This is a genomic window from Dysgonomonas massiliensis (assembly GCF_900240225.1).
Classification (GTDB): Bacteria; Bacteroidota; Bacteroidia; order Bacteroidales; family Dysgonomonadaceae; genus Dysgonomonas; species Dysgonomonas massiliensis.
The window spans coordinates 69,883-84,171 of the sequence record NZ_OEPV01000001.1; the positions used below are offsets into that span (position 1 = coordinate 69,883).

At 40.2% G+C, this 14,289-nt stretch carries 15 protein-coding genes; 6 read left to right on the top strand and 9 right to left on the bottom strand.

What is annotated here, in order from left to right:
• The first annotated feature begins 112 nt into the window (after positions 1 to 112).
• From C1A06_RS00305 to ygiD, 4 genes are all read left to right on the top strand, one after another.
• Positions 113 to 1,087: a hypothetical protein gene (locus C1A06_RS00305; protein ID WP_101688223.1), complete on the top strand. Its 975-nt coding sequence runs from the start codon at positions 113 to 115 to the stop codon at positions 1,085 to 1,087.
• 141 nt (positions 1,088 to 1,228) lie between these two features.
• Entirely contained in the window at positions 1,229 to 2,311 is a 1,083-nt protein-coding gene (locus tag C1A06_RS00310; RefSeq protein ID WP_101688224.1) for a LamG domain-containing protein, read from the top strand.
• A 159-nt stretch (positions 2,312 to 2,470) separates the two neighbouring features.
• Positions 2,471 to 3,340: an NAD(P)-dependent oxidoreductase gene (locus C1A06_RS00315; protein ID WP_221405668.1), complete on the top strand. Its 870-nt coding sequence runs from the start codon at positions 2,471 to 2,473 to the stop codon at positions 3,338 to 3,340.
• Positions 3,341 to 3,440: 100 nt separating this feature from the next.
• A complete protein-coding gene (gene ygiD, locus C1A06_RS00320; protein ID WP_101688225.1) occupies positions 3,441 to 4,280 on the top strand; it encodes a 4,5-DOPA-extradiol-dioxygenase in 840 nt (279 codons plus the stop codon).
• A gap of 60 nt (positions 4,281 to 4,340) precedes the next feature.
• Here ygiD and C1A06_RS00325 read toward each other — a convergent pair whose 3' ends face one another.
• Positions 4,341 to 5,471 (bottom strand): glycoside hydrolase family 18 protein, encoded by a 1,131-nt coding sequence (locus C1A06_RS00325; RefSeq protein ID WP_101688226.1) that lies wholly within the window; start codon positions 5,469 to 5,471, stop codon positions 4,341 to 4,343.
• A 235-nt stretch (positions 5,472 to 5,706) separates the two neighbouring features.
• Between C1A06_RS00325 and C1A06_RS00330 the strand changes: the two genes are divergently transcribed.
• The gene (locus C1A06_RS00330; RefSeq protein ID WP_101688227.1) at positions 5,707 to 6,495 is read left to right on the top strand and encodes an aspartate dehydrogenase domain-containing protein; all 789 of its coding nucleotides are present in this window, start codon (positions 5,707 to 5,709) and stop codon (positions 6,493 to 6,495) included.
• A gap of 72 nt (positions 6,496 to 6,567) precedes the next feature.
• On the opposite strand, the gene C1A06_RS00335 is transcribed toward C1A06_RS00330, so the two are convergent.
• The 5 genes from C1A06_RS00335 to C1A06_RS00355 form a co-directional block, all read right to left on the bottom strand.
• Positions 6,568 to 6,747 carry a hypothetical protein gene (locus tag C1A06_RS00335; RefSeq protein ID WP_145996300.1) on the bottom strand — a complete coding sequence of 60 codons (180 nt, stop codon included), beginning with the start codon at positions 6,745 to 6,747 and terminating at the stop codon, positions 6,568 to 6,570.
• 191 nt (positions 6,748 to 6,938) lie between these two features.
• Positions 6,939 to 7,940, bottom strand: coding sequence for a helix-turn-helix domain-containing protein (locus C1A06_RS00340; RefSeq protein ID WP_101688229.1), 1,002 nt, complete (start codon positions 7,938 to 7,940; stop codon positions 6,939 to 6,941).
• A 263-nt stretch (positions 7,941 to 8,203) separates the two neighbouring features.
• Entirely contained in the window at positions 8,204 to 9,334 is a 1,131-nt protein-coding gene (locus C1A06_RS00345; protein WP_101688230.1) for a TlpA disulfide reductase family protein, read from the bottom strand.
• Positions 9,335 to 9,453: 119 nt separating this feature from the next.
• A complete protein-coding gene (locus C1A06_RS00350) occupies positions 9,454 to 11,436 on the bottom strand; it encodes a phage tail-like protein (RefSeq protein ID WP_101688231.1) in 1,983 nt (660 codons plus the stop codon).
• A gap of 497 nt (positions 11,437 to 11,933) precedes the next feature.
• Positions 11,934 to 12,473, bottom strand: a complete 540-nt coding sequence (locus C1A06_RS00355; protein ID WP_101688232.1) for an NADPH-dependent FMN reductase — start codon at positions 12,471 to 12,473, stop codon at positions 11,934 to 11,936.
• Between the two features lie 165 nt (positions 12,474 to 12,638).
• On the opposite strand from C1A06_RS00355, the gene C1A06_RS00360 reads away from it, so the two are divergent.
• On the top strand, positions 12,639 to 12,902 hold the full coding sequence (locus C1A06_RS00360; protein WP_101688233.1) for a hypothetical protein: 264 nt from the start codon (positions 12,639 to 12,641) through the stop codon (positions 12,900 to 12,902).
• 115 nt (positions 12,903 to 13,017) lie between these two features.
• Here the strand turns inward: C1A06_RS00360 and C1A06_RS00365 are convergent, their stop codons facing one another.
• Genes C1A06_RS00365 through C1A06_RS00375 form a run of 3 tightly spaced genes read right to left on the bottom strand, consistent with a single transcriptional unit; the run spans position 13,018 to position 14,250 of the window.
• Complete coding sequence (locus C1A06_RS00365; protein WP_101688234.1) at positions 13,018 to 13,386, bottom strand: hypothetical protein; 369 nt, start codon at positions 13,384 to 13,386, stop codon at positions 13,018 to 13,020.
• On the bottom strand, positions 13,383 to 13,790 hold the full coding sequence (locus tag C1A06_RS00370; RefSeq protein WP_101688235.1) for a structural protein P5: 408 nt from the start codon (positions 13,788 to 13,790) through the stop codon (positions 13,383 to 13,385). The genes C1A06_RS00365 and C1A06_RS00370 overlap by 4 nt, the downstream gene beginning before the upstream one ends.
• Positions 13,774 to 14,250 carry a phage holin family protein gene (locus C1A06_RS00375; protein ID WP_101688236.1) on the bottom strand — a complete coding sequence of 159 codons (477 nt, stop codon included), beginning with the start codon at positions 14,248 to 14,250 and terminating at the stop codon, positions 13,774 to 13,776. Before C1A06_RS00375 ends, C1A06_RS00370 begins: the two co-directional genes overlap by 17 nt.
• Positions 14,251 to 14,289: the final 39 nt, after the last annotated feature.

A 14,289-nucleotide genomic window follows, 5' to 3' on the forward strand; every position in this document is an offset into this window, starting at 1 on the left:
ACCGTTTTTTTTGAATATTTATTAAGTGTACTTATTATTTTATTTGCTTCCTTTGCCAATTCCATTAATACGGAGCTTCATATAACACAGCAATAATCAAAAAAACGATTTTATGTTACGCAAAATATCAATATGTATCCTACTTCTTACAAGCCTGACTATCTATTCGCAAGAGACAAAGAAAGAGCCAATCAATCCTCTGCAGACAAAATTTGACGGGCAGTCGCTTGTTGAGGTCAATTACAGTTATCTGTCCGGATCTGACTATAAACTGAAGATGGAAAGACCCGAAAAAGGTTTGTACGAAAAAGGCGAAATTGGTAACGTGCAACGCATCAATGTAGGGGCGACTGTACCTTTCTTCTACAAAAAAGGGCTTGCACTGTCGGCTTTGGCTAGATACAATTATGCACTTACGGCATACGATCGTATTCGTCCGCAGGATATAGAAATATTAAAACTCAATCATGCGCGTAACGAAGAAACGCACTCTATCAGTGGAGGTTTGTCGGGAGCATATTTTGTAAATATCTTCAAAAAACGACTATTGCTAACGGCATCGGTTGTTGCCGATGGATCGGAAAAACGATTCGAGTATCTTACGGGCTTGTTTACAGCTACAATGACTGTCATAGATAATGAGACGACACGCATGTCGGTCGGACTCTTCGGTTCCACTTCGCGCGCAATGCAATTTCCGGTGTTCCCGATATTTACATTTCGCCACCGATTCGAAGGAACACCTTATCTGTTGGATATCATTCTCCCCAAACAAGCATATCTGACACAGCTCATTGGCGACAATGGTCGCTTGTCGGCAGGATTCAGTATGGATTCGCAACGCGGATACATTTATCCAGGACAAGAAGGATTTAAACATACCTATACATACGATCGCATCGATATGAAGCTGGATGCACGATACGAACATATGATTGTCAACAAATTGGTGGCAAGTGCCAATCTGGGATTTGTGAAGTGCTATCGTGGAGTCTACCGCGAGAAAAATAGTACACGTGATATTGCACGTTTCTCGCAAGACGGAGGATTGTTCTTCAGCCTAGGTCTGCGTTATCAGTTGAGGTAAGAATACACTTATCATAGCACTCTCTTACAGATTGTCGTCAAATAAAACCGAAAATTTCATAAAAAGCATAGCAATCTGCATAGAATAGGTCGCTTAGATATAGTTTTTAATTATCTTTGACGAAAAATAATCCGAAATAAAATGAAAAAATATTTGACGTACATCCTAAGTTTTGCAGTTCTATCGCTGCTTTTGGTTGCATGTAAAGATGACAAAGACTCGGAAAAAGCAGTAGACTATACCGAGCTGAAGGAACTGATAGATGAGTGTAATAACTTGTTGGATGCCGCTACATTGGTATATTACACGCAGGAAAGTATTGATACATTCAAAACAGCAGTTGAAAAAGCCGAGACTTTTGTAGAGGACGGAACTACATACCAAACATCGGTAACGACTCAGACCAAAACTTTGAAAACTGCTAAAGCAACTTTCGAGGATAGTGCTTTAGATATAATTCGTGCACGCGAGATAGTTGTATCTATGAATTTTGACAAAGATACTATTCAAGGAAAAGTGAATACTGGCGGTCTTGCCGAACTGAATGCTGCCATAGCAGGAGGTCCGAAAGAAATATTTGGTAAATCGACGTTACCAAGCTACGATACGAATAAGGGCGGAAAAGCTTTACTGTTGAAAGAGGGAGCCCATGTATCAATAACAGACTATATGGCCGACGATTTCCTACAGACTAAAATGAGCTTTGCGGCATGGGTGCGTATCGATGCTATGAATGATAAAAATTATATTGCTTCGTTCAACTATTCGAATAACTGGCAATTGCTAGTTGATGCTCAGGGCGAAGTGAAACTGACATTTGTTGCTACTACCGATGGCGGAGCTACTCTTGATAAAATTGAGGCAGGAAGCCAAACTAAAATCAAAGCAGGACAATGGGCTCATATCGTAGTATCGCTTGATCTGAAGAGCGATGAACATAAGTTGACATTCTACATAGATGGCAAGAATATGAAAGAATATACTGCAGCCGATCTTCCGGCGTTGAAAGGTACTACAGCAGGTGTTTACACATCTTCAACAGGTAAAATACTTCCAGTGATGGTAGGTGCAGCAACTACATACGAAGAAGCAACCACTGTGATCGGTGGAACACATACAGCCGAAAACTGGGGATGCCTACGCGGAGCAATCGATAATTTCGCAATCTATAACGTAGCATTGTCTGACCTGCAAGTGCATAAGCTGTACAACGATCAGAAATAAGAAGTTTCGCGCAAGCGTAACGAAAAAATACGACTCTCTACTATCTCGAACTGAACGGGATGGTAGAGAGTTTTTTATTGTGGATACAGAAACTCAGTAAAAGACAGAGGAAAAAGCAATTTTTTTTTGTAAATTAGTTGTGCCCAAAAAATATGAACTATGAAAATAATGAATACAAAATCAATTTCGTGGATTGGTTTGGGCCATATGGGTGTACCTATGGTCTTGAATCTTCTGAAAGCCGGATACGCATTATCGGTTTACAACCGCTCGGTTGAAAAGCTTGTTCCCGTAGTCGAGAAAGGAGCAACACAATGTACATCGGTTGCCGAAGCAGCCAAGTCGGATATTATATTCCTGATGCTGTCGGACGACAAAGCCGTATCGGCTATTGCCGATCAATTGCTTGCCGCAGGTCTGAAAGGTAAACTGGTAATCAATATGAGTACTATTTCGGTAGATATGACCACCGAAGTGGCATCGAAAGTGAGAGCACAAGGCGGACACTATATAGAAGCTCCCGTTTCGGGAAGCGTGAAACCTGCAACTGACGGAACACTCATTGTGTTGGCCGGAGGTACTAAAGCCGATTTCGAAGAAGCACTACCATATTTCGAACGAATGGCTAAATTGTCATTGCATCTAGGCGAAGTAGGGCAGGGAGCCAAAGCAAAACTAGCTATCAATTATTATATGTCAGTTGTCATCGACGGATTGGCCGAGACAGTACTATTTGCCGAAAAGAATGGTATCGATCGTGAGACTATGCTGCAGATTGTCAACGAAAGTGCATGCGGTAGCCCCATGTCGAATATGAAGACGCAATCTATCATCCAAAACCAATATCCGGCAGCTTTCCCGCTTCGGCATATGGATAAAGATATCAATCTGGCAATAGAACAAGGTTTGGATACACCAACTGCCAAAAGCGTGGCAAACGCCTACAAACGGGCTATGGATCGCGACCTTGCCGACGAGGATCTGATGGCTGTGATAAAGGTTTTGAAAGAGACTTATTTCAACGATTAAGACTCATTATTAGAAAAATATAGAATTGATTGATTAATATAGCTTATGTCTCGAACATTTCGAGATGTAAGCTTGTTATAGTACTACCAATTCAGACCGGATGACAAAAACATTGAACGAATTATATCGCGAAGTATCGTCGTACGAAACGACAGACACGATGCCGATGGTATTCTTGGGGCATGGAAGCCCGATGAATGCCATTGAAGACAATGTCTTTTCGCAACAATGGCGATCGCTTGGCGCATTGATGCGTAAGCCCAGAGCAATCGTTTGTATCTCGGCCCATTGGGAAACTCGCGGAACTTTCGTGACAACCAATCCTCAGCCTGAGACCATACACGATTTCTATGGTTTTCCCCGCGAATTGTTTGCTCAACAATATCCGGCCGAAGGTTCGCCCGAACTTGCAGCCGACATCATCCGACAAATAAAACAAACACATATTACAGGTACAGACGAGTGGGGACTCGATCACGGAACATGGTCGGTCTTGAAACATGTATATCCCGAAGCCGATATTCCGGTTATACAGATCAGTCTGGATCACTATAAAGATGCAGCATGGCACTATCAGTTTGCCCAAGAACTGAGATTTTTACGCACCAAAGGTATCCTGATTGTGGGTAGTGGCAACATGATACACAATCTGCGCATATTGCAGGTTCCTAGTAATGACTTTTCAACCGAACACGGATACGATTGGGCGTTCGAGATGAACGAGATTCTGAAGAAGAAGATTCTGGACGACGATCATCAATCATTAATTGACTATCGTCGTTTGCACAAAGATGCCATGCTGGCAATTCCAACGGCCGAACATTACATGCCGATGCTTTACGTGTTGGGAATGAAAAACGAATCGGAACAAGTGACTCTGTTTAACGACAGAGTTATTGCCGGATCGTTGAACATGACCTCATTCATAGTAGGGCGATAACAAACGTAATAGAACGAACGGAAAAGGTTGCTCGATTTATACTCGGACAACCTTTTTTGCTTATCGGATAGTTTCGTTTATCTCATCCAGAAGATACTCTTGCAGATCGGAATTGTATTCCCAGAACATGACGCCTGCCATCCGATTGGCTATTACGTATCGGCATTTCTCGACTACCGATTCCTCATCTTCGTAGGTAATGAAAATATTCTTTTCTGCATTGAAAAGGTAAGGAGCAAGTGCTTTTTCGTCGCGAAATTTCAAGTAACTGCTGTCTGCTATGATCGAATCTTTGATAAATGTATATCCATCTCCATTTATCTGCTTGACGATGGTAGCCGTCAGTCCATCTTCCGATCCCTCTTCGACTACGAATGTACGTCCGTAGAAAGCAATACCCATAACCAGCTTTTCGGCAGGAACTCCTGCAGCAATAAAGGCTTTGATGGCGGCATCGGCCGATTTTGGAGAATCGTATCTGTCGCTGGCATAGAGGTTTGTATGATGAGCTGTTTTGTCGCTGTTGTAATAATCGTAAGTCATTACGTTTACATAATCCAGATATTGCTGCACTTTGTCCATCTCCGTATTATCGATGTATTTCTGAAAACCGCCAACGGCTGCAGTCAGCAGATATTCTCTGTTGGTTTGTTTCTCCAGAGCGTCGAGTTCCTCACGGATTGCCTGAAACATCAGCGTGAAATTTTGTTTGTCCTCAGGACGATATACGTTTCCCTCGAGTCCCGGGATTGTTGGATATTCCCAGTCGACGTCTACTCCGTCAAGATCGTATTTATGCATTATTTCGACAGCCGATTTGGCAAATGCCTTTCGTCCATCTTCGGTCAGTACGGCGTCCGAAAAATTGCCGCTCCATGTCCAGCCACCTATCGAAATGAATATCTTGAGATCGGGATTTTTCAATTTTAGTTGATTCAGCAATCTGAAGTTGATGGTGTCTGTTGCTTCGTTGGTAAGGACAGCTTTGCCATCCTGCACATCTACGAATGCATAGTTGATATGTGTTATTTTTTCGGCCGATATTCTATTTATATCAACCTGACCTTGAAAGCCGGCAATGTAAGCGATGATGACTTTTTTTGATTTTTCGACTGGCTGGCTCTTACTGCCACAGCTGTACGCCATCAGGCAAAATAATACGGATAGGCATGCATAAATAAATTTCTTCATAATATAGATTTTGTGGGTTATTGAATTGATTGGGCCGCAATTGCCGATTCTTAGTAAATATCGCTTTTCGTATGAATTAATTGACTGCAAATTACGAAAAATATTGGGCTTATCCAGAAAAGTTAGTGCATTGATAGATTGCCCTATCAAATGCGAATATGGTAAATCGTTAATCAAAAATATAGTACGATGATCTGATTAGAATCGTATTGTTTTTCTTTCTATATTTGTCTACATGAAAAAGCTAGTTATTTTTGGATGCGGACATCTTTCCGCTATAGTTGCCAATGCAATCCTGGATGGAGTGCTTCCAGACTATGAACTGGTTGGCGTATATTCGCGTACGGCTGCTAAAGCAGATCATTTTGCGAAAGTATTTCAAGAAAGTGGCAGACCCTGCAAAGCTTGCCGTTCGTTAGACGAATTGCTGGCATTGAAACCCGATATCTTGGTAGAAGCGGCTTCGCCGGCAGGAATGAAAGAATTAACTATTCCTACGTTGAAGAACGGAACGTCTATCGTAACCATCTCGATCGGAGCTTTTGCCGACAAAGAATTATTGCAAGCTGCTCGCGAAACGGCTTTGGCTCATGGCTCGCGTGTTTATATAGCATCGGGTGCAACGGGTGGATTCGACGTGTTGCGTACGGCTACGCTGATGGGCAATGCCCGTGCAAACTTCTTCAACGAGAAAGGTCCTAACGCATTGCGTTGGTCACCGGTTTACGATGAGGCTCTGCAAAGCGAGAAACGCGTTGTTTTCTCGGGAACTGCAACCGAAGCAATCGGTGTTTTCCCAACGGGATTGAACGTATCGGTAGCGGCTTCGCTGGCATCGGTTGGTCCTGACGAGATGCAGGTTAAGATGCAATCGACTCCGGGATTTGTGGGCGATACACAACGTGTCGAAATCAAAAATGATGAAGTTCACGCCGTTGTAGACGTTTACAGTGCTACACCAGCCATTGCAGGTTGGTCTATCGTCAGCACACTGATAAATATAACTTCGCCGATCGTGTTCTGATAGAAATCAGAGATTATTATATAGCAAAAGCCGCCAATCTGTAAAGACTAGCGGCTTTGTTTTTTTGTCTGATTACAGATTATTGTGCACAAAGGCAAAGTAGGCAAGTATTGCAGCAATAATGCCAGTCGTCACCATATAATCGCGGCTGAGTTTGTACATTTTCGAATCTTTTTGTTTTCTTAGTTTCAGAAAATTGGCAAAGAAAAATATAAATGCGATCAGATCGACAGCCAATATTATTATGTTCATGTTTTCCATTGTCAATAGAGCTTTTAGGTTACAATTTATAGTATTTACAAGGTAAGCAAATATTTGAAAATTATAATTTATAACTGATTAAATTGCTGAATAAAAAACACCCGACACGAAATTCTTCGATATCGGATGTTATATAAATAATGTGATTATAATGGTTTTCTCTTTCTAATTGGCTGCAGAGTTTAAATTGTATACACCTCGTTTTCTAATAGTTGTTGCAACTGAATATTGACAAGATTATGCTGTTTCATAATAAAATTGTTTAGCAACAGTTCGTTAGAACCTGATATAAGAACTGAGAACCGTAGCAATGAATTAATCCAAAGCTTCTGCTCCTCACAGACTCTAATATTGCTGCTCACGACAGGCATTTTTCCAGAAGAGAGCAGGTGAACGCTCATATCCTTGTCGAATTCGAAAAACAAAATGTTCGACTCGATATTCAAATCCGACAGATAGTATATGCATTCTATATCGCGAGGATTCTTACCAAGGCGCGAGGTTTCGCCTAATCTGTCGATGAGCATATGTATTTCTTTCTTCATTATCAATACTTCGTCGTTGGTAATCAGGTGTCTGCGGTAGTAGAATTTGATTGTGTTGATAACAGCTTCGATAATGTTCTCGTCGAAAATGCAGGTAATTTGCTTTATATTTCTATTTGCCTCTAAGTACTCCTTATGTATTTTTTCGACACTTAGAGGAATAGCTATGTCGGCAAATCTAGAATTGATGGGAAGATTATGTGTCTGATGTATCCATCTGATATATCGTAGTTTGGTTAGTAGTTTGAAATTGAGAAGCATATTGTTCGGAATTTTATTTCCAACGTAGAATGCTCTAATATTTCGGTCTGAGGATCTGGCATCGACAACATTGAGCGTAGACCGCATCATTTCGATATAATTGTCTGCCGGCGTAGCTTCTTTGATTAGGGCTCTAGCCGATATGGAATTGGAGTGTTCATTTATATCGCTAAGAATTTCGTCTAACGAAAAATTGAGTCTCGAAGCAAGAATTGCAACTTCTTTCATCGAATATAAAATCTCATTTCGGAGTCTTCTGTATGCCGATTCTCTGCTTATATTCAGTATATCCATCAGAAAATGAGCTATATTTATATCATCAGCTATGTGGCTTTTGATTATATCGTTGATGCTCTCGTTGAGGTAAGTATGTTTCATCTCTATGTGTTATTTGTAATAAGTCTTGCCAATCTATCGTGCAATATCTCTATTGCCATTTATTTGTTTATCCCGAATCTGTAGCACAGAATCTATGACTTGTTTGAGCTATATTCCGAGTTATTGGGATGCCTTTTAGGTCTTTACTGTAAAAGCATTGCGAAATATTGAAAAAATCGAGTCTTTCTAAATCGTAAAAAACGCATGAAGGTACATATCCTTTGGTAGACTTTATTTAAAAGTACTTATTTTTTGTATTTTTTTCACTCAAATACGAATTCTAAAGCATTGAATAGTTCGCCGTTATGTATGTCTTTAGCTATAATCTTACCATTCGTATCTATCAGATAATTATAGGGTATGAAATTTACTTTATATAGCTTGACAACCTGACTGAGCCAACCATCGAGATCAGAAACATTGATCCATTCCAAGTCTTCACATTTTATTATCTTTAGCCATTCATCCATGCGGTCTTTGTATTCGATGGCTACATTGACAATCTCGAATTGTTTGGCTCCGTATATTTCATAGAGTCGTTTCAGATTTTGCATCTCGTTGAGACAATGAGAGCAATCGGGCGACCAGAAAGTTAACAGTATGTATTTGTTGCGGATGTCGGACAGTCTAAATGTTTCGCCATGCTGATTGCTACAAGTAAAGTCGGGAGCTTGGATACCTATAGGTAAGGTACGATTGTGATTGATAATGCTGAGCAGTACTTTTCCCGGAATACTGTTTTTTATGCTGTCGGATAATTGATCGAAAATGGATTCTATATTTGGATCAGAAGGACGGGTCTTCATTGCAGAAAGCAGCATATAGATACTGAGCATGGACTGAGGATGCTGACTGATAAAGTTTAACGACATTTCGTCGTATCGGTGTTGTATATCTTTGTACCAACGATCGAGCGAATCTTTGAATTGTTTATCGCCTTTATGTTCGGGAGTTGCGTTCTGATAAATTTGTTGCAACTTATGGCCTTCTTCCTGCAGGCTGCTTTGCAGCGATAAGTACTCCGAGAATAGATCGGTTGTCGGAGATCCGCTTATCAGGATATCATCAGACGAGTTTTTATAATCAACTGTTATATGTTGAGGATCGAGATGAAAATTGATTCCGTCAATTGGCTGAGCGTTCTTTTGGGAAGTTACGAAACTTAAAGTTGCAGGTATAGTATAGGATAAGGTATCCGAAAATGAAAATTTTCCGTTCTTAATATCACAACTATCTAAATACAGAGCATTGCTATCTATAAAATTGTAACTCAGATAAGCTCTATGGGCTTCGAATTTCGCATTTATGCGCCCTTCTATCGAATACGAAGTGTTGTTCTGGGCATTTAGATATATATTCAAAGTAGATAATATGATCAGGATCGGCACTCTCATTTTATTTCTATCATAGGTATATTGTTTGTTTTAAAATAGAAGATAGTTGCATCTATTAAAAGAGCAACTATCTTCAGTAATGTAGTTTGTGAAGGCTTGTTTATAATAATGACTAATAATTATTTGACAAACCACTGTAAGTAGCGTCCCTGGCCATTGTTGAATGAGTGTGGCTGAAGGGTTGCCGATGAACAACGGTCATATCCTGAGTTGGTAAATGAATAATCGTCAGAGGTTGCTCCGCATTTTCCCCAAAAATGATTCATTTCATCTTCGAGATGAGACCCGAATAGGTCGTTGAATCCGCGTGCGTCGAATGAGATTTTAAATGGTTTGCCATCGTAATCGTACATAATGCTTGTTGTCCTTTGATTTGAGCCAGTTGGATTGTTGAATCGGAAACCTGCATCCCAGTGGTCACCATAACCTCCTCCGGGTATATAGCTCCAGATTGCACCGGTAGCTACACCTCCATAATTGGCATTATTGTTATCCCCATTTTGACTGTATGATATACCGAATAGTTTTCCTCTTATTACTTGGTTTGAACCTCCAACTGTTCCTTGGATGTTGTCGTTACCTTCGGTTTCGAAATAATTGTAATTTCCCCAATAATCGTCCATCTTAGTAGGCAGATAGGCTATACGAACACGATATTTCTTCTCGCCGCTATTTGCCGCCTGCATGGTTGGCTTGTCAAGACGATAATCGTTATAGTCGATTGTTCCATCTTCGGTAGTTACCACATTTCTTGGTTGCGAAACGTTTAGGTTTTGGTTCGAACTGGCGATACTCATGCTTGTAGTTGATCCATAGATACCTCCACCGGTTCTACAAACTTTTTCCGAATATGACCATATAAGTGTATAACCTCCATTAGTCATGTCGCAGAATGTTTTCACGGGCGATCCACTTCCGCTTCCGATCCAATATTCGCCATCAGCCATATCCCCTTCTTGATATATCGTGTAACAGCTTTTAGCCGGATCGTCGAAACTGCCTAATGTGGTTTTTACTTCTACATCGAAACTGCAAGTAACAACATTGGCTCCGGTAGTCGTAAATTTGTAGTTGAAAATACCAGTTTGGCGGGGTGTGCCTACAGCCTGAAATTTGAGTTCGTTAGTCGTATTTGGGTCAAGTATGGTTTGGCAGATAAATTTGAGACCATTTATATTTTCGGTCTCAATGATGAGTGGCTTGTTGTTAGGATCGCCGTACTGTACATCTACGGGTAGTGATGCATAGTGGCTTTCGTCGGCATTTTGTCTTACCATATAATCGCCGTTGACTGTTATTTTACCACATTCGATGGTATAGGTCACGATGGGCGAAAGTACTTCTACTTCGGCAAATGCAGGTGTAGTTTCGCCTGCAGTATTCAGTTCGGAACAAATAAGAGGCTCTCCGTTCAGGAATAATTCGACTTTATCTTTAGTACCCGCAGCTGTAGGCTCGAATGGAGTACCTATACCTTCCAGAACAACTGTGTATTCGGTATTGTCATCATCAAAAGTACCGCTGGCTTGAAAATTATATCCATTGCCCGATCTGCCAAGGAATTGGTAGATCCCTTTTTTGCTAACGTGCAAACGAATAGCGATCGAATTGCTATTTGGATTCAATGCAATGCCAGCATAGTAAGTTCCATTTACTTTGATTCGTGAACAGTTTACCTGAGCTTTTGCTTTGGTTGGAGATTCTTGCATTTGGTTCCACTCTTCGCCGTTCCAGATATAGAAACCTTCTTTGAGATCTTCTTCCTCAACAGGATTTATGTTATATACTGTAAGTCCTTTATGTTTTAGCTTTTCGACGGCATATTCGTCAACCAAAGTTGTAGCATACTCTTTGGTAAAGAAAGGATATAACTCTGTTCTTTTTACCAACTCGACACGTGGCAGTAAGATTCCTCCTTTTTCTGCCGTTATTCCTCCCGGAGCGACAGTTTCTCCCTCTTTGGGCGAGTAATCTTTTACTTGTAATAAAGCTGCTTTTTCAGGAGCATCCCCAAGTCCTATTGTTACTTGCGCTGAAGCGTAATTACTTGTTGCTGTAATAAGTAATGCATATAGGACTAGACGTACGAGTTTTGTTTTCATATAATGAATTATCCTTTTATAAATTTGTGTCCGATGTGAAAATTGTGTATTTGGAAATATTGGGGAATAGTAGTGCGTAAAGCGTCGGAAGCTTGGCGACTATGCTATTCTTCTCTTAAAAATTATAGATGTATATGAAATGACAGCATGATAACAAACTTGATATTTTAGATAAATATAATGAGTGCAAATATCTTAATTTTTAATGTTTTCAATGGAGATCGTAAGAGTCATTTTTTGTGTGTTTGTTTTGAAAGAATCGCATATCGGGTTGATTGTTCAGTTTCTGTTTTTATGCAGTCTCACAATGTGTGTATATTGGTTTTTGTGTTGCACAATATGACAATATGCAGATATCTGATGTCATCATAGTATTTCTTTATAGTATGCTGTCGAAATAAAGTTTCAGATTTAGGCTATATATTATATCAATAAAAGAAGGATTAGCCAAATAACTAATCCTTCTTTTATTGATACCGAACAATGAGTATGATTTATCAAAGAGAATTACTTATTTGCTCTTTGAATTTATTGATTATGGTTTCGAAATCTTGTAATAATTCGTTATTAGTTATACCTTTCTCTTCGTCGAAATTGGCATAGAAACGCGGTAACGAAAAAGTTTCTTTGATCTCGGCTCCGCATGCCGGAAAGAAATTTTTAGCAGCATTCATCACATTGCCACCTCCATATCCTCCTGGCGAAGTTGTCATCAGCAACATTGGCTTGTTTTTGAAAATATTCATATCAATACGCGAACACCAGTCGAATACATTTTTGAAAGCAGCCGAGTAGGTGCGGTTATTCTCGGATATGGAGCAGATAATAATATCGGCATCAGTCATCTGATCGATAAACTTTTCAGCTTGAGGCGGATATCCCTCTTCTTCGCGATCGATCGAGAAGATCGGCATTTCGTAGTCGTTGAGATCCAAAAGATTTACTTCAGCTTCGGGAAAATATCTCAAGGCGAATCTTACTAGTTGTCTGTTTATCGAGTGCGAGCTGTTGCTGCCCGCGAAAGCGGTTATCTTCATAGGTCTAATGTATTGTGTTTTGTTTAGCCGAAGATAATAATAAAAACGATTGGAGAAAAGTGTAGCTATATTATAAAACAAATCTTTTTATAGGTAAAATAAAGTTAAAGAATATAGTGCGGAAAATAATTCCGTTTACTTTTGATTCAATAAAATACGAAGCCTATGACCCAAATTAGTGTAAAAGTAGAAGCCATGAATCCCGTAAATAAGGGAAATATAGATATTATTATCCAGCGAGTTACGGAGATAGATGGAGTTTCGACAGCCAGATTGATCTTTGATGACCAATATAAATTCCGATTTGTATTCGATTACGAAAGTTCGTTCGATAAAGATGAAATCGTTCATCAGATAAAAGCTTTACTCGATCTTTATTATTCCGCTATACTTTCGATTAAAGAGGATAAAAGTAGAACCGAAGTTTAATTTTGCGAGTTCGCAACTTGTAAATGAATATATTCTTTTTCGGAAGAAAAAGGAAGTTTTTGTGCTGACTACGGAATAGAAAAGGAGAACACTGTTGAGGTGTTCTCCTTTATTTTTATCTGAAGAAATTGAATGCTCGATACCCCCAATATCCGACCAACACACCGCCCAAGCACATCAAAACAATTTGCCACGAACGGAGTCGGTTCACTTCTCGCGTTTCGATGACGGGGTAGGGAATACGTATCGTGTCGTTTCGGATGACAGAATCAACACGCAGCCGATCGCGATAAATAGTCTTGTATTTTTCTATCCAGAAGGTATCGGCTGATGCGCGTATCAATATCGAATCGTGTACGAAAACCGAATCCATCCGATGCCGATCGATAAACTCTGTTTTGACCGATTCTACAGGAACGTAAATCGTTTTCGATTTACATCCAGTCAGAAAGAGTACAACAATTAAACAAAAAATATATTTCATCCGCAAATCCTTTCCTGAAGTTTAAATCCGTTCATTACATCCGATTTGTCTGGCTCTATTCCGTTCTCCATGCGCGACATGGCAGCTACGATTTCGATATAATCCTTTGCGTTGCTCAAGGTCAATATCTTATGTCGGCCGACACCCGACCAACGCTCCACGCACTCGATGTATCTTTCGGTATGATTTTCCACCGAAGGAGCCCACGAGCGGATGATCTTGTCGATAGTATTCAACCCGCGTTTGTTGTAAGTTGCCAATGTAACGAACATTGCCCGATAACCATACGCCATCGTTCGGAATTGCTTGAAACGCTTGTCTTGAGAAGGACGTACTTCGCCTTGAAACGTATCTCGATTTTTTTCAATATTTCCGGGATTGCAATTTTTATAACCTCGTGTCATTTTCTTCTTCCGCTTTTTGTTTGACCAATTCCGACAGACCTTTTATTAGATCTTCTCTATTTTCGAGTAGTATAACCAACTCTTCAACACTTTTCGTAAACTTGCGTTTATCCTTATCGTGAGCCTTTTCGAATACCGATTTCCCTTCGATAAATATCAGAAATGCAGCGCAAACGAATGTCACTACCGGCAGCGGATAAAAAAACATCCCGATGCAATCGAACATCAGCGCGAAAAGCATGAAAGCATAATACAGAACCACCTTGTTGACTGTCTGTTTGAAGCCATACGAAGTGCGCATTTCGCCGCGTTCGCGGGCTTTTCGTACACCACTAAAAAGGTCGATAACGATGGCTATTGCTACCAGCAGCCACATGATTCCGATGATGGCAGCATCAATGCGTGCCGTTTGATAATCGCCAGTCAGCAGGGTTTGGATAATAAGAAATTGTTGATTCATATCTTTTCTGTTATAGATAAAGTTTTGTGACAGTCAATC